The following is a 21,030-nucleotide window of genomic DNA, read 5'->3' as shown; positions in this document are numbered from 1 at the left end:
TCATCTCATCCCCTAATCCCCTCATCACCCTAACACCTGAAACCCGAAACCTAATACCTACCCTTATCTAATATTCTTAAACCAAACTGAGGTTAAGAATTAAAAACTCCCAACTAAAGCCATAGTTAAACTATATAAACAGGTCAACAATAAAGCCATTATACTTAAACTACTAATGCCAAAGCCAACCATTCTTTTTTTCGCTTCTTGATAGTAACCCCAAGCATATAAAACCCTTCCTAAAATCCAAACTCCGCCAATAATTGCTCCCCATAATTCACTAACATAATAAGAAAAAATCCACATTATAGGCAGAAACAAAACAAGTTGCTCTAACATATTTTGTTGTACTCTCAATGCCCTTTCAAAGTTTTCATCTCCCGTCATTGCAGGAGGCATAACTTTATATTTTGCCCTTGCCCTACCAACATTGATGATTGTGACAAAATAAACTAATAAAGCCGAAACTGTAATTAAACTTGCACCCAACAACATTTGTTTGACTCCTTGAAAAAATAAAAGCTCTATAAATAAATAATAAGCTAGTTTACATTTAAGTTGTCTGGTTAAGACAGGCAATAGGCAATAGGTAAAGGTAAGCGTTGGAGTTATTTTCAAGAATTAAGAAAAAATGTAAGTTAAATGCGTCTTAGCTTAGTGGTAAGTTTTTTTCCTAACAAGTCAAGAAACTGTTAACCTTTCCAATTATTCTCAGCTTGTTGTAAAACATACTCGGCAACTTCCTTAATTTCCCTTTCACTCAGACGATTAGAAAAAGCAGACATATTATTTTTACCATTACTTACTATTTGAGTAATAGCTTCTACTGAATCATAACCGTTACGATGAAGGGCTTTTAATTTTAAATTTTTTCCCCGTCTAATAATATTATTGCCATTGGGATGACATCCTGCACAATTTAACTCGAATATTTTTTGAGGCTGGTTATTGATAACTGTTTCTGCATTAACAGGGAAAATAAATAAAAGATTAATTGTCAAAATTAAAGAAATAATAATAGTTAAATATTTTGTCATGGTTGATTAAGGTTGAAGAAAAAAATAACTTAATTATCATAACATCAGGAATTTGGCATTCTTTCTGGTTTCAATATCAAGGTAAAATTAAATTTTCTATCTCAAAAGTAGAATCACTTATATTCCAAAAGGATAGAGAAAAAATTGTGTATTTTTAATTTGGAAAAATAATTGCAATGACCAAAAAATATGACGTTTATGGTATGGGTAACGCCCTAATGGATATGGAATTCTCCGTTACTCCTGAATTATTAGCTCAACTCAACATTGATAAAGGGGTAATGACATTAATGGATGAAACCCAACAAAAAGAAGTCTTAACTCATCTTCCTAACCCTTGTAAACAATCCTCTGGTGGTTCTGCGGCCAACACATTAGTGGCAATTAGTCAACTAGGTGGTAAGGGGTTTTATTCCTGCAAAGTGGCGGCGGATGAAGTGGGTAAAGCCTATCTTGAAGATTTGGTGAATTGTGGTTTAGATACTAATTTAGCTTTAGACAATCGCCCAGAAGGTATTACGGGTAAATGCTTAGTTTTAGTTACCCCAGATGCCGATCGCACCATGAATACTTTTTTAGGTATTACAAGTGATTTAGGTTTAACAGAAATAGATGATGAAGCCTTAAAAGACTCTCAATATCTTTACATAGAAGGTTATTTAGTTTCCTCTCCTGTGGCAAAAGCAACGGCAATTCATGGCAAAAAAGTAGCAGAGTCGGCAGGGGTAAAAACTTCTTTTTCTCTTTCCGATGCTAATATGGTGGATTTTTTCCGTGATGGTATCCTTGAGATTATCGGTGATGGAGTTGATTTATTATTTTCCAATGAAATTGAAGCTCTAAAAATGGCTAATACAGATAAATTAGAAGATGCGATTGCATTTTTACAAACCCTAGCCAAAACCTTTACTATCACCCGTGGCAAAGAAGGCTCATTAATTTTTGACGGTGAAAAAATCATTGAAATTGAACCTTATCCAGTCAATGCTGTCGATACTGTTGGTGCAGGAGATATGTATGCAGGTTGTCTATTATATGGTATTACCAATGGTTTAGGTTGGGAAAAAGCAGGAAAACTAGCTTCCCTCGCTTCCTCCAAATTAGTTACCAGTTTTGGAGCTAGATTAGACACCAGTGTTTTACAATCTTTGCTTGAGCAAATTAAGAATTAGACTTCAAAAGGGGGCAAAGGGCAAAGGTAAATAGTGAATAGTGAATAGTTGATAATTACTCGTTACTCGCTACTCATTACTCCCCTAAACCTGAAATCTGAAACCTCTTTCCTAACTCCTAACCCCGAACTAATCTCCCTCTCTCCTCATCTCCTCTTCTCCTCAATCCCTCAAAAACCAACCCCAGATCATATACAATTACCTATTCAAATGTAATTAATTATTTATTGGACTGAATGACAAAAAAATGTAACAATGAATGAAAGATTGCAGTAAATAAGAACATAAAGCGAACTTAATATGACAACTAGCCCATTTTATCAAGGTATCCAATATTTTAAAGAAGAATTACCTTATTTAAACGAATACGGTCAAGAAAGTGCGATCGCACCTAATGAAAAAGCCATTTCTAGCACAGGTGACAAAAAAGCCATCTATCAAACCCTACTAGGTGCAGACGCTTTAAGGTATTTAACCCTTCACATTACCGCTAGTAAAGAATCAGGACACCCCGGCGGTTTCGCTAGTAGTGCAGATGTTATCTCCGCCCTAGTCATGTTAGGACATAAAAACCTGATTACTGAAGTAGGACATCACGCTCCGGGTTACTACAGTACTGTATTTCTGGACAAATCCCTTGAAAAAATGGGTATTCACACCGTAGAAGACATGAGTGAGCGTTTTCGGGAAATGCACGGGCTTTTAGGTCATTTATCAGGACAAATTCCTGGATTACTCAATCCTGCGGGACCTCTTGGGCAAGGACAACATTTTGCGATGGCAGGGGCAAAATTACATCCCAACGTTTTATTTCCTGTTACCATCGGTGACGGTGGTTTAGGTGAACCCTATGTTATGAGTAGCTTTGGACACTTCAACACTGCCTATCCTCAAGTGACCAACTTCTTACCCATCCTAGTATGGAATGGTTACTCCCAAGAGCATCATAGTATGGTATCCACCAAAACCAACGAAGAAATGATCGCCTATTGGCAAGGTAACGGTTTTAAAGAAGTCATCCTCGTTAACGCTAAAGACTTTGACGACGCAAACCAAGAGGGTGATTATGTTGATAGCACCAGATTCTCCTTTGAAAAACGCTTAGAATTTACCCAAGCCGTCTTAGAAGCCACCGACAAAGCCGCTAAATCAGCATTAGGAGGCACATTAACCGTCTTAATAATTAAACAACTCAAAGGGGCAGGAGTCCACAAAACAGGAGCAAAATCCCATAACCTCTACCCAGGAGATACCCTTGATAAAGATTATATTGCCTCCGCTTTGCAAGAAAGAGCCTTAACTAAAGAAGCATGGGAATTAGTACGCACCAACTTTGTTCGCTCTAACGGCGGTTCAAACGTAGATGTAGCCGTTACTGAAAAAGAATTACCCTTACCAGACTTAGGCCAATTACCTCTAACTGAGTATGAAGTAGGGGGAGAGAAAAAAGTTGCCACTACCGCTATGGGTGAAATTGTTGTTCATGTCGGTAAAAATGACCCCAATTTTGTCGTAACAAATGCTGATGGTAATGCCGCATCTGGTATCAATAACATCAATATCGGCTTAAACATTGTCCATCCTACCACCGATGAAACCTACTTCCAACAACCCCAAGGGCAAGTATATGAGCCTTTAAGTGAGGATGCCTGTGCAGGTTTAGCCGTTGCTTTATCTTTATTTGGAGCTCGTACGCTATGGTGTTCTTATGAATCCTTTGCAATTAATGGCTTACCCATTTGGCAAACCGTCACCCAAGCAATGGCAGAATTGAGACGGGAAACCCCTTCTACTATCACTTTATTCACCGCCGGGGCATTAGAGCAAGGGCGTAATGGTTGGACTCATCAACGCCCCGAAATTGAGAACTATTTTGCCGCCATGATGCGTAATGGTAATGTTTTCCCTCTCTTTCCTAGCGATGCCAATAGTATTCAAGTTTGTTATGAGTGGGCATTAGGCACAAAAAATAAAGGTATCACGATTACCGCTAGTAAGTCTCCTTTACCGATTTTAACTACTTTTGAGCAAACCAGAGAAGCCTTAGAAAAAGGTGGAGTTATCTTACATGATTCTGAGGGTAGCAAAAAAATCGTCTTTGCGGTTATCGGTGATATGACTTTAATCCCTGTGTTTGAAACGGCGAAAACATTGGAAAGCCAAGGTTATGGAGTGCGTATCGTTTCCGTTATCAATCCTCGTCGTTTATATCGCCCCACTGATGTGGCTTGGGATACTTGCACTGCGTCTGATGGTAATTTTTTGGATGATGCAGGTTTTGAGGCTTTATTCGGTGGTGATGCAGTCATTGGGGTAACTGGTGGCACAAGTGCGATGTTAGAGCCTATTATGTTGCGTAGTAATGCGAAACGAGATACCTTTGCATGGAAACGAGGTGAAACTACCGCTAGTGCAGGGCAATTAATGGAATTTAACGGTTTAACCGCTTCTGCTTTAGTTTCCAGAGCGAAACAATTAGCATAGCACGTAAGTTCGGAGTTAGTTAGGGGCGAATGGCCATTCGCCCATACAGGAGTTAGAAGTTATTAATTAACCTGAGTTTTGGATAAGCTGAAAGCAGACCAACTCGTAGTCAGAAAACCTTATAGCTTCTTCTTAGAAATAATGATAAAATTGCCTTAACCCGAACTGACTTAAACAAGGGGCTTAAGCCCCTTGCTAAAAACCCCTAACACCTGCAACCTGCAACCTGACACCTAACACCTAACCTTATCAGATATTCTTAAACCGAACTGAGGTTATTTATTACTTGTTTCCCCCTTTCCCCTCATCACCTCATCCCCCCATCTCCTCATCACCCTAACACCTGCAACCTGACACCTAACATCTAACCTTGTTGGATATTCTTAAACCGAGCTGAGGTTAAATTGAGTTAAAGATGAGTTTGGTATTTGTTATAAATTTCTAAACCCGGAATATCGGCTTTAAATATATCAGGTTGTTTATATTCACTGGGGGGATATTCTTTTGCGATCGCTATTATGGGATTATAGAAGTTTTCCCACTGTCTTAGTAAACCTAATAGTTGTTGAAACTGGGCAAAAGAGTTTTGGTGACGATTCCGTAAAGCAATATATTGTAGAGTTATAGCATAGGTTTCAGGGACATTTTTCTTTTGAGGTACTTGGATAATTTGACCTAATTTTAAGAAAATATCCGCATTAACTTGCACGACAACCATAAATTCTTTAAGAGAATCTAAATCTTTATCATAAAAACTATCTGCAATCTCACCCACCGTGCGCAGTAAGGAGAAATTGCTCATGTCATACTGTTTAAACAAGTAGAGTAATTTTAAACCTAATTTATCTTTACAAACCGTTTCTAGGTGATTAACATAGGATTGAATTGCCGCTTTCCCTTCATCACTTTTAATTTTGGGAATAACTCTCACTAACTGTTTTTGTACTGCTTCTTGAAACTCGGTAACCTCCATATCCTTAACAAGCAAATTATAAACATAATCGTAAAATTCCTGTTGAGAAAAACTACGATAACGGGTTTCGGTTGCCTCAATTTTCAAAAAACTTTCTTTTGTTTCTAAAGCTACCCTTAATAGTTCGATACTATTTCTTAATCCTTCATAAGCTCCTGCATTTGACTCAAATTGACGATTGAGCATTAGAAAGTTGATAAATTCTTTACTGGTAAATTTTTCTTTATCAATAGTACGTGCGATCACAGCTATATTTTTTAATTGACCAAAAGAGTTTGTATATAGTTGTATCGTACTTTCTGGGATTTCCTGCTTAGATTGAAAAGAAAGCACTGTTTTTAACTATTATAACAAAGACTGATTGCCCAATAAAGGACGATTCCACCAAGGTTGAGTCGGAGTTTGAACTCCCGGAATACCGCTTTTCATGACAATATCTATAAGGTGATGAGCCTAAATGTTTGTTAAAATTAACTCAAGTATTACATAAAAAACTTAAAATAGATCCATCGATTTTGATAAATTAAAGAAAATTATTATTTTCACCAAAAGCACACATATATGAAAATATCCTTAGCTGATTTAAGAAAAAACTATACCCAAGGAGGTTTAACAGAAGAAGAAATTTACCAGAATCCCTTTGAGCAATTTCGCCATTGGTTTGAACAAGCATTAGAGTCACAAATTTTAGAACCAAATGCCATGACTCTTGCCACTGTTAATGAAGCGGGAAAACCCACAGCTAGAATAGTTCTCTTAAAAAATCTTGATGAGAAAGGATTTGTTTTCTTTACCAATTATGAAAGTAAAAAAGGTCAAAATATTGCTGTTAACCCCTTTGGTTGTTTAGTGTTTTTGTGGGGGGAATTAGAAAGACAAGTGAGAGTTGAAGGAAAAATAGAAAAAATTACCCCAGAAGAATCAGATCAATATTTTCATTCTCGCCCCATCGGTTCACAGTTAGGGGCGCATATTTCCCCCCAAAGTCAGATTATCCCTAACCGAGAATATTTGGATAACCGTTTACAAGAAGTAACTCAACAATATCAAAATCAAACCATTCCTCGTCCTTCCCATTGGGGAGGTTATAGATTAGTACCAGATGCGATCGAATTTTGGCAGGGTAGGGAAAACCGTCTGCACGATCGCCTTGAATACCGTTTAAATGATAATAAACAATGGCAAATAGTGCGTTTAGCACCATAAAATATTTGCAAGTATATATTGAATGAACCACAAGCCCAGGCAATAGTAAGTTGATGAGGATGATTTTTATCAAAAATCTGTGGTTCTAAAGCCCTAAGCCCCTACTTCCCCCTCTCACCCTTTCCCCTCATCTCCTCATCACCCTAAGGGTTGAATATATTCAACCCCTACCACCTGCAACCTGCAACCTGACACCTAAACTTATCGGATATTATTAAACCGAACTGAGGTTAATTATCTTCGCCCTTTCTTTATTTCTTTAATTGCCAATCAAATATAATAAAGCCATTCTCACTGCTACCCCATTTGTCACCTGTTCCCCGATTAAACTATACTTACCATCATCCATTAATTCTGAGCTTAGTTCTACCCCTCTGTTAACAGGTCCTGGGTGCAACACTTTCACCTCTGGATTACACCATTGTAAACGCTCATGGGTAATGCCAAATAATTGATGATATTCTCTTAAACTCGGCAATAAATAGTCTGTCATCCGCTCTTTTTGTAATCTTAAAGTCATAACAAAATCAGCATTCTCTAAAGCCGGTTTTAAATGCCAATGAACAAATAGGCGCTTTTTTTGGCTACTATTTATCGTCTCCAAAAACAAAGAAGGTAATAAAGTTGGAGGTGCAGCCAAATGAACTTCACATCCTCCTGCTAATAAACTATTAATATTAGAACGAGCTACCCGAGAATGAAGTATATCTCCCACTATCGCCACTTTTTTTCCTTTTAATAAGGATAACTGAGGATTTTTTTCATCTAATAACGAACAAATAGTAAATAAATCTAATAACGCTTGAGAAGGATGTTGGTGTAAGCCATCTCCCCCATTAAAAATGCTTACTCCAGAATTTAAACGATCCATTTCCATTGCAACATTCAAGGGGACACCAGAGTTACTATGACGAATGACCATGATATTAGCACCCATCGCCCAATAGGTTTTTGCAGTATCTAAAATTGTTTCCCCTTTAGTTAGAGAAGAAGTGCCGGGGGCAAAATTGAGAATATCTGCCGAAAGTCTTTTTGCGGCTAACTCGAAACTGCTACGAGTACGAGTAGAAGGCTCAAAAAACATATTTGCTACTACTTGCCCTTGTAATGCGGGTACTTTTTTGGTGCGACTTTTGAGAACAGATTTGAAACTAGATGCCGTCGTTAAAACTGCATCATATTCATCTATCGTAAAATCTTCCAGAGAAATAATGTGTTTTCTAGTCCAAGGTGTAGCAGTCATTTTTATAATAATTAACCAAAAAAATTAGAGTTTTTTACGTTCAGAATAAAACTTAATAACTCTTGCCTTAAATATCATAACCTGAAATGATATATTAATTAACAAGGGTGACAATATCTAAATAAACTTTATATGATAGATTGGCATAACTTTTTTTTGGGGATTTTACTTTGGTTAGGAGGTAGCGGTTTTTTACTAACTTTAATGAGAGATAAATCTTCCTCAGAAATGTCATCAACGGAATCTTTATTAATCTCTCGCAATGAAAGAATTTTAGAGCTAGAAAAACAGCTTTTAGAAGCAAAAGAGGAGTTAAATTCCGCTAACCAGAGAATCGATACTCTTTGTGCTGAGTTAGAAAGAAATAGTCAAGAGCAAAATCAATTAATACAGGAATTAGAGTTAGAAAAACAAGAATTGCGATCACAAAATGCCTCTGCGCGATCGCAACTTAGGAGTTTGGAAAATCAACTAAAAGAAAAAATCAATGAGTTAGATAATGCCTATACAGAAATAGAATTATGGCACCAACAAGTAGAAAAAATAAACACAGACCTTCCCGATAGAGAAGATGATAGTCAAACACAAATAGAAATATTAGAAAAACAACTAAAAGAGCAATTAAACAACTTAGAAGAAAGTAGAAATAATATTAAAGAAATTGAACAAGAATTAGCACAAACAAATGATGAATTGGAACAAACCCAAGATGAATTAAGTTTTTCTCAAAAAGAATCAAAAGAATTAAAAAACAAAATTCAAGAATTAAATTCTCAATGTGAGCAATTAAATCAAAAACTAGAAAAACTCCCCTTAGAGTTAGAAGCAAATTGGCAAGAACAATTATTTAACTCCTTACAATATCTTTTTGTAAATTATCCCATCGCCAAAATGGTAGCAAAATTAAAACCAAATACCAACATAAAAAATTTTATCACCCTGCTAAAACCTATTGATGATTTGTTAAAGCAATGGCAAATTGAACCCATTGGTAAACCATGGGAAAAAGTATCTTTTAATCCTGAAATTCACTACAATGAAGAAGAAAAATTAGTGACAGCAGAAGAAGTTTATATTCGTTTAGTGGGCTATAAACAAGGGAAAAAAGTTCTCACTAAAGCTAAAGTCAGTCGTCAATTGCCGGGGCAAAATTAGAATAAAAGTTTAAACTTAACTAAGATTCTCTTTACCCCTAATAAATTTATTTGTTTGAAGAAACTTTAACCTTCAATTTGTTTAAGGTGGATATTTTTTCTACCAAGGATAACTTCAAACTCATCCCCCGGTTTTAACCCCATTTTTTCAGTGTAGGCTTTTCCAATGGAAAGATTACCATTTGATTGGACATTTATACGATAATTGGCACTTCTTCCTCTTTTTTTGCTTTCTGTGGGCAATTCATTATCAAGACTGATTCCTTCTGCTTCAATTAGAGCATTGAGAAACTTAACCATACTAACTCTTTTTTGTCCATTATCTGTGAGGGTATAGTAACCACATTCAATGGCTTTTTCTTCACGAGAAACGTTACCTAATTTTTTAACTTTTTTTAGTAAGTCTTTTCCTGTTAATGGCTGTACTTTTTTATTTCGCATTTACTTTTATTCTACTAAATTTTTAAACAGTCTATTTTGAGCAGATATACAAAACAGTTTATCAGTTTTTGTTCATCAACTATAATATACTAAAATAGCGAAATTTTATTTTTTTATAAAGATAATCTAAAAAAACTAGACAAAAAACAAATCATTAAAAGTCTCAGGAAATAGATTGTATTTTATATTTATGTTAAGAGAAATATTTTTGACCTAATAAAAATCATTATGTACCTCTCTTTTATCTCTTCGCTTGTAAGTTTTAATGGTGAATAGTGCATCGATTTTAATTAGGAATTAGCCATTAGGATAAAAGCAAAGTTAAAAGGGTAAAACCAAGCCCCTTTCCGTAGATAGAGGGGAAGGCAAAGGTGAATAATGAATAAGTAAATATTGACAACTCCCACCGTTAAGCTAAGACGCAATTAATTTCGATTTTTATTAATTTGTGCAAATGACTCAAAGTCTTAACTCTTCCCCTCCCCCTCGAGAGGGGGAATAAAGGGCAGGGCTGTTTCAAAGTAAAAAATTAGGTTAACTAAGATTAAGTAAGAGTAAGAGATACAAGGATTTTTTTCTATTAGTTAAAACTTTATAAACAAAAATCCCCCCATCTCCCTCTCCCCCTATCTCCCGCTCTTTTTTCTTTCTCGAAAATGAAACAGCCCTGGGGAATAAAGGGGGGTTTACCTTTTCCCTACCATCACCAGTAAACTTAAATGCAAACTAGCTTAATCAATCTTTAAATAACTTATGGGCAAACTTTATGATAATGTATAGAAATATAAAGCCATCTGCTTAAATTATCTCCGTGTTAAAGATTATCACTTATAATAGTGCTGTTGCTATAGAACAAAATTCTCTACAAAACATTCATCGGGCTATTGCCCTTGGTAACTTTGATGGTGTGCATCTGGGACATCAGGAAGTAATTAAGCCTATACTGAAAGATAATATGGCAAAAAATCTTGTTCCTGCTTTGGTCACATTTATCCCCCATCCCCAAGAGTTTTTTAGCGGACAAACCAAAAAATTACTGACTCCTATCAAGGAAAAAGCCCAAATTTTAGATAAATTGGGTATTCAAGAATTAATTTTACTGCCTTTCGATCGCGAATTAGCTAATTTAACTCCTTTGGAATTTGTCAAAGAAGTTTTACTCGAAAAAATCAAGGCTAATTTTGTCAGCGTGGGAGAAGATTTCTGTTTTGGATATAAAAGACAGGGAAAAGCTAAAGATTTACAATCTCTTGCTAATCAATATCAAATTGAAGTTAATATTACTCCAGAGCAACATTTTCTTGTCAATCAACAAAATATACGTATTAGTAGCTCTTATATTCGTCAATCTCTCAGTGAAGGAAAAGTCGAATTAGCTAAAGATATGTTAGGCAGAAATTATCAAATACAAGGAAAAGTCGTCGAAGGGCAAAAACTTGGTAGAGAGTTAGGTTTTCCTACAGCTAATTTAAAAATACCACCAGAAAAATATTTACCTAAACAGGGAGTTTATGGTGTAAAAGTAGATATACCTCAACAAAAGACATATGATTTATCCGCCGTTATGAATGTGGGCAAACGCCCCACTGTAGGAGGAGAAAATATTATTGTAGAGGTGCATTTATTAAATTGGCAAGGAGACTTATATGGGCAAGATTTAGTGATTAAATTAGTTAATTTTATTCGTCCAGAAAAAAAATTTACTTCTTTAGATGAGTTGAAGAATCAAATAACTCTCGATTGTCAATTATGTCTTTAAGTCTTTAATTTTATTTTCTTAGTAATCTAAATAACTATCAACTATACACTATTTCTGTAATGTCTATATTTTTCAAAAAGAAAAAATTTTGGTCTTTAAGAAGTGCGGAAGTGACGACTAATGCTTTAATTTCAACTTTCTCAGTAATTATCATATTAGTATTAGTTAATTTTTTAGGCATTAAATATTCTTGGAAATTTGATTTTACAGAGAATAAATTATATACTCTTTCTCCTCAAACTCAAGAAGTAATAAAAAATCTTCAAGAGCCTTTACAAATCTATGTTTTTGATTCTCAACCAAATAATTTTGATCGCCAATTATTAAATAATTATGCTCGTTATAATGACCTATTTTCCTTTCAATTTGTCGATCCTCAAGTCAATCTTAATCTAACACAAAAATTCCAAGTTGATCGCATCGGTGATGTTTATTTGGAATGGCGCGATCGCGTTCAATTAGTACAAACTGTCTCTCCTGAAAGTAGATTAACAGAAGAAAAATTAACCAAAGCCATGGTTAAAATACAAAAACAAACTCAAGCAGTAGTGTATATAATACAAGGACACGGAGAAGCAAATATCGAAAATCAAGGACAAAGTAGCTTTTCTCAAGCAGTGAGGAATCTTCAGGATATGGGCTATATTGTCAATCCCCTTAACTTGGGAGAATCTCCTCTAATTCCCCCTGATGCAGATGTATTAATTGTTAGTAGTAGTGATAGAGAATTATTATCAGGAGAAATAAAAACAATTAAACAATATTTAGAGCGGGGAGGCAACTTGATGGTTATGTATAATGCTCTAAGCCCCATCAGTTTAGCAAGTATCTTGGAAGAATGGGGTATAACTTTTAATGATACTCTAGTGGTTGACTCATCAGGTACAGGAGAAATTCTAGGCTTAGGCCCCTCCATCACTATCATCACCGATTATGGGCAACATCCCATAACCCAAGATTTTAACAATGGTTTGACTATTTTTCCTTGGGCAAGACCCATTATTACAGAAAACAAAGATAATATTGAGACAATACCTCTATTAATTACTAATACTCAATCTTGGGGAGAAAGTAATTTAGAAGGGGAAACAGTGGAGTTTGATCCCACAAAAGACATACAAGGGCCTTTAAATATTGGTGTTGCCTTAAGCAAAAAAAATGATGTTATCGCCGATAACCCTAACAACATCACGGAAAATTCTACTCCCCCTCAAGAATCCGGCTTAAATCCAGAGGAAGAATTGCCCAAGATAGAAGGAGAAACGGATTTACCTATTCCACCTACCATGAAAACTCCTTCCCCTATTACCAATAATAATGACGCAAATCGCACAAATAAAATGTCTAGGGAGATGAGACTATTAGTTATTGGCAATTCCAATTTTGCAACAGATGGTTGGATTTCTCAGCAACTTAACAGTGATTTCTTTGTTAACAGTGTTGCTTGGTTAGCTAATGAAGATGAAAATAATTTATCTATTCGCCCGAAAGAATCTGTTAATCGTCGTCTTAATCTCACCCCTTTACAAGCCAATTTGATTTCATGGTTAGCCATATTTATTATACCTGCCCTCGGTTTCATCGCTGCGATCGCACAAAGGCAACTTCGTCAGTGATTGCAACTTGGCGGCTAAGAAATAATTGACACTCACCCGTTAAATCAAAGATTGTAACGAGCGATTCTTACCTCACAGACACTTAACTAGACTAATCAAATCTTGACTAATCCCCGTCAGTACGTCTCCGTAAGCATTTTGATTTACGGTATGCCCTACCGCTATTAATCCTCTATTTTTAATTACCTCTGCACTCACAACATCTCTTGGTGCTGTATAACCACAATATTGACAATGGTGTATTCTTTCTTTTAAATGCTTTTTGCCAGTATGATTCCCACAGTTAGAGCATTCTTGAGATGTTCCATCTTTATTTACTTTCAGATAAAACTTACTTCGTTTCCAACATACAAACGGTAATATTTCGTTGATAAATTGCCCTATTCCTGAGTCTAAAGATTGCTTTCTGACAATCCCACGACTCCAAGAAGTGAAGTTTATATCTTCAACAAAGATATTATCGGTTAATTCACAGAGGTAATTTGCCAACTTGAAATGCCAGTCACGGCGAGTGTTCGCTACTTTTTCATGAAGTTTGGCTATTTTATTTTGGAGTTTTAACCAATTATTAGAGCCTTTAATCTTATGTTTTAAGCGTCTTTGTAGCAATTTCAGCTTACTCTGTGCCTTTAACAAAAACTTAGGGGCTTCGATTAATTCTCCTCTGTCGGTAGCTACGAACGATTCAATCCCTGCGTCAATACCTAAACTTGTTTTTCCTACAGGTGCTGATGGGCAAGATTCTTGAGATTGAAAAGCAATCATCAAATAATATCCTGTTGCCTTTTTAACAATACGAGCTTGTTTTGCTTCAAAACCAGTGGGATAATCTCTCGACTGCTTTATCTTTAGCCAACCTAATTGTGGTAACTTTACTTTCCCTTCCGCTAAACAATTTTTCAGCATGGCTGGGAAGACAAAACTTTTCATTTGCTTCTTAAATCTAGGGAAGCCAAAACCTTTAGACTTCATATCAGAGAATGCTTTATCTAAAGTTTTTAGAGTTTGCTGTAACACTTGAGCATTAACAGATTTTAAGTCTTGGTTCGTCTTCTTGGCAACGGTTAAGTTTTTTGCTTGATTATTGTAGCTAGGGTAAAGTGCGTTAGCAGGAATAATGTATTCAGAAATTAAGGAACAACTATTAACAGGCGATTTACGACTATTATACCAGTGCTTACGTTCAGCTAAAGCGTAATTGTAAACAGATCTACAGACGCTCAAGATATGTTCTATCTCTTGAGTTTGTTGTCTATTTACTTTGAGCTTGAACGGATACGTCAGAGTAATCACTTGTTGAACAATTAATTATTTGCTAAACTTTAATTATATATTTAGCGATTTTAAATGTCAAGCAATTATAATAAAGGCTTTAGGTCTGTATATAAACTTACCGCTCATGTTGTGTTAGTCACCAAATATCGTAAAAAAGCAATCTCAGAAAAAATATTGTTGAGGTTGAAGGAAATCTTCACAGAAACTTTAATTAAATGGGAATGTGATTTAGTTGAATTTAATGGGGAGTCAGACCATGTACATTTACTGATTGATTACAAACCTGATATATCTTTATCTAAATTGATTGCTAATCTAAAAACTGTTAGCAGTCGATTGATTAGACGAGATTTTCCAGAGTTGGCTAGTAAATATTTCGACAATAAACCGTATTTTTGGACGGGTGCTTATTTTGTGGCAAGTTGTGGTGGTGTCACTGTCAGTCAGCTAAAAAAATATGTGGAAACCCAAAAAACTCCTCAAGAATAAGGATGTCCTACAGACATTTTTTTTGGTTGGTCAAAAATTCATCTCCCAGTTCCTTCCTTTCGTCAGGACTAAAGGATTTGTAGTGTATTTCTTTTTTGTCAAATGCAACGGGAGTCCTCTTTTGATATTTAAGATAGAATTTTTGGAACTACATTCCCCTCAAAGCTAAAGTAATAATACCTTGTTGACCTAGTAAAATTTCTCGTAACAGAGTGATAATTCCCAACCAAATAACAGGGCTGATGTCAATACCCCCCAAAGGAGGCACTATTTTTCTGGTAAAAGCTAAAAAAGGCTCAGTAGGTATATAAGCTAAACTGTAAGGAAATTGAGTTAGATCAATATTAGGATACCAAGTGAGAATTATGCGGAAAATAAACAACACCGTCATAATTAGTAAAAGAATACCGAGAATCACACTGGCAATGATAGCAATATTCATCAGCTTTTCTTGTCGATAAGTTCACTGTTTTAGCCTTTCCATCCTAGCATACTTGTGAACTCCAAACTTAACTTACAGAAGCTAATTTCAAGGGTGACACCAAACTACTAGCTATTTCAACCCCCTTCCAAAGTAAATCAGGGTAATTTTCGATTTGATTAGTCGTCGAAATATTTTCTAGCTCTTGCAACACATCAGCAATAATTTTTCTTCCTTTACTGCCAAAAGCAATTCCTGCCACCTTAGAAGTTAAATTTAATTCAGACAATTTTTTGATAGTATATTCGTTTGTCCCTCCTGCTAACTGTATAAATCCTTTCAGATTGCTATTCATTAATTTCTGAGCATATTTAATGGTTAAATGGGTTGTGCCTTCTCCTATATCGCCACTCATAGGGCGCCCATCCGTCTGCCAAATTAAAGGAATTTCTAAGGGAGAAATAAAATCAGAAATCTTTTGTAAATAATCCATTATATTGGATGTATAAGGACAACTAATTGCAATTATTTTTAATTTAGATAAATGAGGCTGTAATTTTTTCCAAACAGATATAAATTGAGAAAAATGACCTTCCTGAGTATGAATTTCGATCGCATCTATAGGTAAAATATCCAACCATTCCACAATGGTATCAATAGTAATAAAAATAGATTCAGTTTGGATTAAGTTAAGAGGACAAATCGGTAAACAACGCCCACAACCATAACATAAATCTGACTTTACCCCCCGATACATAGAAGAAAATGTAATAGCATCCGCCGGGCAAATTGACTCACAGGGGCGAGGACAATCTATAGGACAAAGATTAGGATTGAAGTAGGCTTTGCGAAAATGGGGGTCTTCACCATCATTAATACTAACCATTACAAAGGGAGAAAAATGAGAATCATAGCCTTGATTTTTAGCCTCTACAAATAAATCCTGCGCTTTCTTAATTCCCTCCAATGCACTATGAATCACAGCCCTATCCGCCGCCATATCAATACAATCCGCCCCTGCAAGAGTATAAATCAGTGCTAAATTACGAATAGAAGGTAAATGTTGATAACTTGCACCACAAATCAACTTAAACCAATTACCTTCTTGTAAAGAATAAAACGGAGAATAAGACATTAATTATACTTGGTAGAAAAATATAAAGATATATAGTCAGGCTATGGAAACAAGAAAAATTTTTTAAAACACTCAAATTATGATCTCAAATTCTCTTTCAATTATCATATTTGCCCATAATTCGCAAAGATAAATTAAAATAAAATATAGGTATAGTTAATAAACAAGATGATCAATTTATTTTTTATTTATATTTAGTTTGAATCATCAAGAATTAATAGTATAAAAAATCTTCAAATATAACCTAATTATTCACCTCTGCCATTTCAATGACTCGATTATCCCAATCTTTTACTAAAAAATTAAGAGGTTTTTCACTGCGAATTTTATATTTCAAACGACGGGCTTGTACTCTTAGTAACAACGCTTCTAAACATTCACCATCGAAACATACATGACGTTGACAATTTTTATAACCTAAACTAGCACCGCCAATAATATGTAATTGAGTATTTTTTTTCAATTGATACCATAAACCATCCTTCGGCTTAACCATAGTATCATTAAAACCAGAACCCATATAAATAGGATCAAAAGCACTTGCTCCTAAACTTTGCTCATAGTTATAGTAATAGTGTAGAGGAACATCTGCAACGGGTAAACCTAATAAATTTTCATAAAATTCCTGAGCAATCACCAAATCAGACACCATTACAGTATAAACTTTTGGCGCGCTAGTCAAAAACAGCCACATCGCACCGCCATAAGCAACTAACAGCATTACCATAATGCCCTGAGTGGAGAAAAGAGTATCTGTTAATTCTGGGAAAAATGCCGCTAAAGAAATATTGGTTAAGGTCAAACTCCCCTCTATAATCATATCAGTCTAATTTTTTAGGTTTTTCTACCATTATAAAAGGCCTAAGTATTAACTACAAGCATGACAGATAAAGAGTAATTATTATAATTCTTAGAAAAATAATGTTATCAAAATTAAAAATTTTATATTTTAAATCATCAATTCACTATATCTTTTACTTTTTATTTTAAAATTATTTCATATAATAAACGTAATTTAAGACTAAAATGTATAGCTATTTAAAAATATTTTTTAGATCACAATAAATCAATAAACTTGTATTTTTACACTATTATGAACGGTAATAATATATTTTTTTCAGACCTCAATCATGAATTGTTAATTCCCTTACATAAAGAATCAGATATTTTTTTGTGGAAGAAATGGCAAAGTAATCCGAGTCAGGCTAGATATTTAGTGGAAATTTTTATCCGCTATCATAAGCTAATTAATGACTCCCAAGAAAATGATATTGATAAAGTTACCTTAGATAAATATTATAAACAAATATGGTTTTATATTATTGATAATTTACTTGAATATCCTATCAGTAAAGATACCATTCTTAGAGATGTTATTTTTACTTTAAGCAAAAATTTTTTTCAAGAACATAATGTTATTTATAAATCTTTTTATCTTAGTCCTATTGATTATGATTTATTAAAAAAATATATTCCCCTGATTTATTTCTTAAATAAGAGCTTAAATAAATTAAATTCCCTAGAAAGACTAACCATAGTTGCCATAGACAAATTTGGGTGGCAAGAGGAAAAACTGATAGAGTATTTGAGACAACATCAACAAAATTTAACCATTCCTGAATTAAAAAGTTATTACACAAAGGGTTACAGTAATTTAATTAATAATCTGCCTACAGACATAATTGCTATTTATCTTCAAAATGATGACTAAAGCTCACCCAATCTAAAAGAGTAGATGGTTTGAAAATATAGTAATCTAATAAGATAGAACAAAACCTTAACGATAAAACTATATAGATAATGGAAAACTTATTAAACTTAGAAAATATTGACTTAGAAACCATCATTACCGCATCACTATATCTAACTTTAAGCGGCTTATATCTATTAATCATTCCTGCAGGAGTTTACTTTTATCTTAATCAAAGATGGTATGTTGCTAGTTCTTTTGAAAGAGCTTTTATGTATTTTATGGTGTTCTTTTCTTTCCCCGGAATGCTTTTATTAAGTCCTTTTCTGAATTTCCGTCCTCGTCGTCGTGAGTTAAGCTAACACAAAAATAATTAATTTATGAGAAGAATAGATGCTATTTTAATTGCCTTTGCCGTGTTTGTTGCGGGGGGCATTATTTATATAATATTTCAATATCTTGGTTTTGATGCCTATGATGCGGGTATTTGGAGTCAAGTTTTATTAGTTTTAGGTTTAATTGGCTGGGTAGTCACTTATTTATTTCGGGTTTTCACAAATAACATGACTTATCATAAGCAGGTTAAAGATTATGATGACGCTTTTTTTGCTAAACAGTTAGAAAAAATGTCTCCCGAAGAAATTGAAAAATTAATGGCGGAAAAAGATAGTTAAACACTGAAAATTAACGTTTTTTTTCTGTAAGGGGCGATAGGTAAAAGCAATAAAAAATTGGTTTCTCTCTGACACCATAAGGGTTGAATATATTCAACCCCTACCACCCTAAATGTCCTAAAAACCTATTTCACTTTCTCACTCCCTCCCCTCATCACCCTTTTTTTATACTCATTACTTTTTAGCTACAAAAAAAATAAATATTTTTAACTATGTCTTCTATTTCTCAACGTTTTGCTGAACTAAAAAAACAAAATAAATGTGCTTTAATTCCTTTTATTACTGCAGGTGATCCAAATTTGGCAACCACTGAAAAAGCTATTCAGATTTTGGTAGAAAAAGGAGCTGATTTTATTGAATTGGGTGTTCCTTATTCTGATCCTTTGGCTGATGGTCCTGTGATTCAAGCGGCGGCTACTAGGGCTTTGAAAAAGGGTGTTTGTTTGGAAGATGTTTTAAGAATCGTCAGAAACTTAAAGGGAAAAATTGAAATCCCTATTATTCTTTTTACTTACTATAACCCCATTTTTTACCGAGGAGCAGAAAATTTTTTGGGAATGATTGCAGAGGCTGGTGTTAAAGGTTTAGTTGTGCCTGATTTGCCTTTGGAGGAAGCAGAAGGCTTTTTAAATACTGCACAAAAAAAAGGCATTGAAGTTATCCTTTTAGTTGCTCCCACAAGTCCGATGGAACGCATTAAGCATATTGCTGAGAAATCTCAAGGGTTTATCTATTTAGTGAGTGTCACTGGGGTAACTGGGGTACGTTCTGAAGTACAGAGTAGAGTTAAGGATTTAATTGCTCAATTAAAAACAGTAACAGATAAGCCCATTGGGGTTGGTTTTGGTATTTCTGAGCCTTCTCAGGCAACTCAAATTAAGGATTGGGGGGCAGATGGAGTTATTGTTGGTAGTGCTTTCGTGAAAAAGTTGAATAATGGTAATCAAGAAGAAGGCTTAAGTGCGATCGCATCTTTATGTTCTGATTTGAAACAAGCCATTATTTAAGAATTGGTATTAGGTGTTAGGCTCTGGATTTTAGTTTACAACTATTAATTTATAATTAATTAACCTGCTTTTTGTGAAATAATTGAAGATGAAGAATTCATAACAAAATAAAACCAATAACCATGAAACTTAATTGGTGGAAACGTTTATTAAAAAATGCGATCACGAAGTGGCGCTGCGCGATCGCTACACTTTTAATTGCGATAATTACTATTATTAATCCAGTGGGATTACATCCTGCTCAAGCAATTTTAGCTCAAGGAGATGCTATCACCGATCCAGAGGCAATACTTCGTTATGCTTTACCCATAGATAATGATATTATCAGACAAATTCAAGGAGATATTGAAAAAATATCCCGAAATTTGAGAGCAAAACGTTGGGCGCCAGTAGAAAAAGACGTTCGTAATGCGGCTTTCTTGCTCAAACTTCATCAAGATGATTTAGTACAAAGTGTACCCGAAGAACTACAGCCCAAAGCCAAGGAATTAGTTACTGCTATTACTGAAGATGTGGCAAAACTTCAAGAATTGGTAGAAAAACAAGATAAAGAGCAAGTATATCTGACCAGAGCCAGAATTCTGGATAATATAACTGAATTAGAAGAAGATATGGTAACAGGCTACCCTTTTACTGTACCTGAAGAATACGCCAATTTACCTCAACTTTTAGGAAGAGCTACAGTAGAAGTTGAAACGACTCAAGGCAATTTAACCATTGTTGTCGATGGTTATAGCGCTCCTGTGACGGGAGGAAATTTTGTTGATTTGGTAGAGCGTAAATTCTATGATGGTTTACCCTTCATCCGTGCAGAAGATTATTATGTGTTGCAAACAGGAGATCCAGAAGGCGAAGAAGTTGGTTTTATAGACCCAGATACTAACAAATATAGAGCTATTCCCCTCGAAGTTTTAGTGAAAGGAGAATCAGAACCTCTTTATGGTTTTACCACTGAAGATGTAGGAATGTACTTAGCTCAACCTGTATTACCATTTAACGCTTATGGTGCGGTAGCTTTAGCTCGTCCTAGTACAGATCCTAATGGGGGTTCATCTCAATTTTTCTTCTTTAAGTTTGATACAGAGGTAACACCACCGGGATACAATCTAATGGATGGACGTTTTGCTGTATTTGGTTATGTTACTGAAGGAGCAGATGTATTAGAAAAATTAACCGCCGAAGACAAAATTATTTCTGCCCATGTCATAGAAGGCAAAGAAAATCTAGTTGAACCTCAGCAGAGTTAAATTTACC

Annotated in this window: 21 protein-coding genes; 12 read left to right on the top strand and 9 right to left on the bottom strand. The window is 34.9% G+C overall.

What is annotated here, in order from left to right; all coding sequences use genetic code 11:
- Positions 1-99: 99 nt before the first annotated feature.
- Together CYAN10605_RS10505 and CYAN10605_RS10500 are read right to left on the bottom strand one after the other, a co-directional pair.
- Positions 100-495 (bottom strand): MAPEG family protein, encoded by a 396-nt coding sequence (locus tag CYAN10605_RS10505; RefSeq protein WP_015219916.1) that lies wholly within the window; start codon positions 493-495, stop codon positions 100-102.
- A gap of 197 nt (positions 496-692) precedes the next feature.
- Complete coding sequence (locus CYAN10605_RS10500) at positions 693-1,037, bottom strand: c-type cytochrome (protein ID WP_015219915.1); 345 nt, start codon at positions 1,035-1,037, stop codon at positions 693-695.
- Between the two features lie 176 nt (positions 1,038-1,213).
- Between CYAN10605_RS10500 and CYAN10605_RS10495 the strand changes: the two genes are divergently transcribed.
- Positions 1,214-2,209 (top strand): adenosine kinase, encoded by a 996-nt coding sequence (locus CYAN10605_RS10495; RefSeq protein WP_015219914.1) that lies wholly within the window; start codon positions 1,214-1,216, stop codon positions 2,207-2,209.
- Between the two features lie 300 nt (positions 2,210-2,509).
- A complete protein-coding gene (locus CYAN10605_RS10490; RefSeq protein ID WP_015219913.1) occupies positions 2,510-4,693 on the top strand; it encodes a phosphoketolase family protein in 2,184 nt (727 codons plus the stop codon).
- Between the two features lie 409 nt (positions 4,694-5,102).
- Here CYAN10605_RS10490 and CYAN10605_RS10485 read toward each other — a convergent pair whose 3' ends face one another.
- Positions 5,103-5,999, bottom strand: coding sequence for a hypothetical protein (locus CYAN10605_RS10485; protein ID WP_015219912.1), 897 nt, complete (start codon positions 5,997-5,999; stop codon positions 5,103-5,105).
- A gap of 228 nt (positions 6,000-6,227) precedes the next feature.
- Here CYAN10605_RS10485 and pdxH point away from each other — a divergent pair, with 228 nt between their 5' ends.
- Positions 6,228-6,872, top strand: a complete 645-nt coding sequence (gene pdxH, locus CYAN10605_RS10480; RefSeq protein WP_015219911.1) for a pyridoxamine 5'-phosphate oxidase — start codon at positions 6,228-6,230, stop codon at positions 6,870-6,872.
- Positions 6,873-7,131: 259 nt separating this feature from the next.
- Here pdxH and CYAN10605_RS10475 read toward each other — a convergent pair whose 3' ends face one another.
- Complete coding sequence (locus CYAN10605_RS10475) at positions 7,132-8,115, bottom strand: aspartate carbamoyltransferase catalytic subunit (RefSeq protein ID WP_015219910.1); 984 nt, start codon at positions 8,113-8,115, stop codon at positions 7,132-7,134.
- 132 nt (positions 8,116-8,247) lie between these two features.
- Here CYAN10605_RS10475 and CYAN10605_RS17870 point away from each other — a divergent pair, with 132 nt between their 5' ends.
- A complete protein-coding gene (locus CYAN10605_RS17870) occupies positions 8,248-9,270 on the top strand; it encodes a hypothetical protein (protein ID WP_015219909.1) in 1,023 nt (340 codons plus the stop codon).
- Positions 9,271-9,335: 65 nt separating this feature from the next.
- Here the strand turns inward: CYAN10605_RS17870 and CYAN10605_RS10465 are convergent, their stop codons facing one another.
- Entirely contained in the window at positions 9,336-9,710 is a 375-nt protein-coding gene (locus tag CYAN10605_RS10465) for an AbrB family transcriptional regulator (RefSeq protein ID WP_015219908.1), read from the bottom strand.
- 820 nt (positions 9,711-10,530) lie between these two features.
- On the opposite strand from CYAN10605_RS10465, the gene CYAN10605_RS10460 reads away from it, so the two are divergent.
- Positions 10,531-11,469, top strand: a complete 939-nt coding sequence (locus tag CYAN10605_RS10460) for a bifunctional riboflavin kinase/FAD synthetase (protein WP_241212830.1) — start codon at positions 10,531-10,533, stop codon at positions 11,467-11,469.
- Between the two features lie 59 nt (positions 11,470-11,528).
- Positions 11,529-13,085: a GldG family protein gene (locus CYAN10605_RS10455; protein ID WP_015219906.1), complete on the top strand. Its 1,557-nt coding sequence runs from the start codon at positions 11,529-11,531 to the stop codon at positions 13,083-13,085.
- Between the two features lie 72 nt (positions 13,086-13,157).
- Here CYAN10605_RS10455 and CYAN10605_RS10450 read toward each other — a convergent pair whose 3' ends face one another.
- Positions 13,158-14,378, bottom strand: coding sequence for an RNA-guided endonuclease InsQ/TnpB family protein (locus CYAN10605_RS10450; protein ID WP_015219905.1), 1,221 nt, complete (start codon positions 14,376-14,378; stop codon positions 13,158-13,160).
- 54 nt (positions 14,379-14,432) lie between these two features.
- Between CYAN10605_RS10450 and tnpA the strand changes: the two genes are divergently transcribed.
- Positions 14,433-14,849 carry an IS200/IS605 family transposase gene (gene tnpA / locus CYAN10605_RS10445; RefSeq protein ID WP_015219904.1) on the top strand — a complete coding sequence of 139 codons (417 nt, stop codon included), beginning with the start codon at positions 14,433-14,435 and terminating at the stop codon, positions 14,847-14,849.
- 148 nt (positions 14,850-14,997) lie between these two features.
- Here the strand turns inward: tnpA and CYAN10605_RS10440 are convergent, their stop codons facing one another.
- The 3 genes from CYAN10605_RS10440 to CYAN10605_RS10430 all read right to left on the bottom strand — a co-directional run bounded on the left by CYAN10605_RS10440 (position 14,998) and on the right by CYAN10605_RS10430 (position 17,225).
- Positions 14,998-15,291, bottom strand: coding sequence for a YggT family protein (locus CYAN10605_RS10440; RefSeq protein WP_015219903.1), 294 nt, complete (start codon positions 15,289-15,291; stop codon positions 14,998-15,000).
- A 67-nt stretch (positions 15,292-15,358) separates the two neighbouring features.
- Positions 15,359-16,405: a circadian clock protein LdpA gene (gene ldpA / locus CYAN10605_RS10435; protein WP_015219902.1), complete on the bottom strand. Its 1,047-nt coding sequence runs from the start codon at positions 16,403-16,405 to the stop codon at positions 15,359-15,361.
- A 244-nt stretch (positions 16,406-16,649) separates the two neighbouring features.
- On the bottom strand, positions 16,650-17,225 hold the full coding sequence (locus tag CYAN10605_RS10430; RefSeq protein ID WP_015219901.1) for a hypothetical protein: 576 nt from the start codon (positions 17,223-17,225) through the stop codon (positions 16,650-16,652).
- Positions 17,226-17,498: 273 nt separating this feature from the next.
- On the opposite strand from CYAN10605_RS10430, the gene CYAN10605_RS10425 reads away from it, so the two are divergent.
- The 5 genes from CYAN10605_RS10425 (at position 17,499) to CYAN10605_RS10405 (ending at position 21,023) form a co-directional block, all read left to right on the top strand.
- Positions 17,499-18,116: a hypothetical protein gene (locus tag CYAN10605_RS10425; RefSeq protein WP_015219900.1), complete on the top strand. Its 618-nt coding sequence runs from the start codon at positions 17,499-17,501 to the stop codon at positions 18,114-18,116.
- 89 nt (positions 18,117-18,205) lie between these two features.
- Positions 18,206-18,457: an NAD(P)H-quinone oxidoreductase subunit L gene (gene ndhL, locus CYAN10605_RS10420; protein ID WP_015219899.1), complete on the top strand. Its 252-nt coding sequence runs from the start codon at positions 18,206-18,208 to the stop codon at positions 18,455-18,457.
- 18 nt (positions 18,458-18,475) lie between these two features.
- Positions 18,476-18,769 carry a DUF3007 family protein gene (locus CYAN10605_RS10415; protein ID WP_015219898.1) on the top strand — a complete coding sequence of 98 codons (294 nt, stop codon included), beginning with the start codon at positions 18,476-18,478 and terminating at the stop codon, positions 18,767-18,769.
- Positions 18,770-18,981: 212 nt separating this feature from the next.
- The gene (trpA, locus tag CYAN10605_RS10410) at positions 18,982-19,776 is read left to right on the top strand and encodes a tryptophan synthase subunit alpha (RefSeq protein WP_015219897.1); all 795 of its coding nucleotides are present in this window, start codon (positions 18,982-18,984) and stop codon (positions 19,774-19,776) included.
- Between the two features lie 122 nt (positions 19,777-19,898).
- On the top strand, positions 19,899-21,023 hold the full coding sequence (locus CYAN10605_RS10405) for a peptidylprolyl isomerase (protein WP_015219896.1): 1,125 nt from the start codon (positions 19,899-19,901) through the stop codon (positions 21,021-21,023).
- Positions 21,024-21,030 lie beyond the last annotated feature (7 nt).

The sequence above is a fragment of the Cyanobacterium aponinum PCC 10605 genome, assembly GCF_000317675.1.
GTDB lineage: Bacteria > Cyanobacteriota > Cyanobacteriia > Cyanobacteriales > Cyanobacteriaceae > PCC-10605.
Note: the sequence above shows the minus strand (reverse complement) of the source record. Positions and strands in the feature narration are given on the sequence as shown.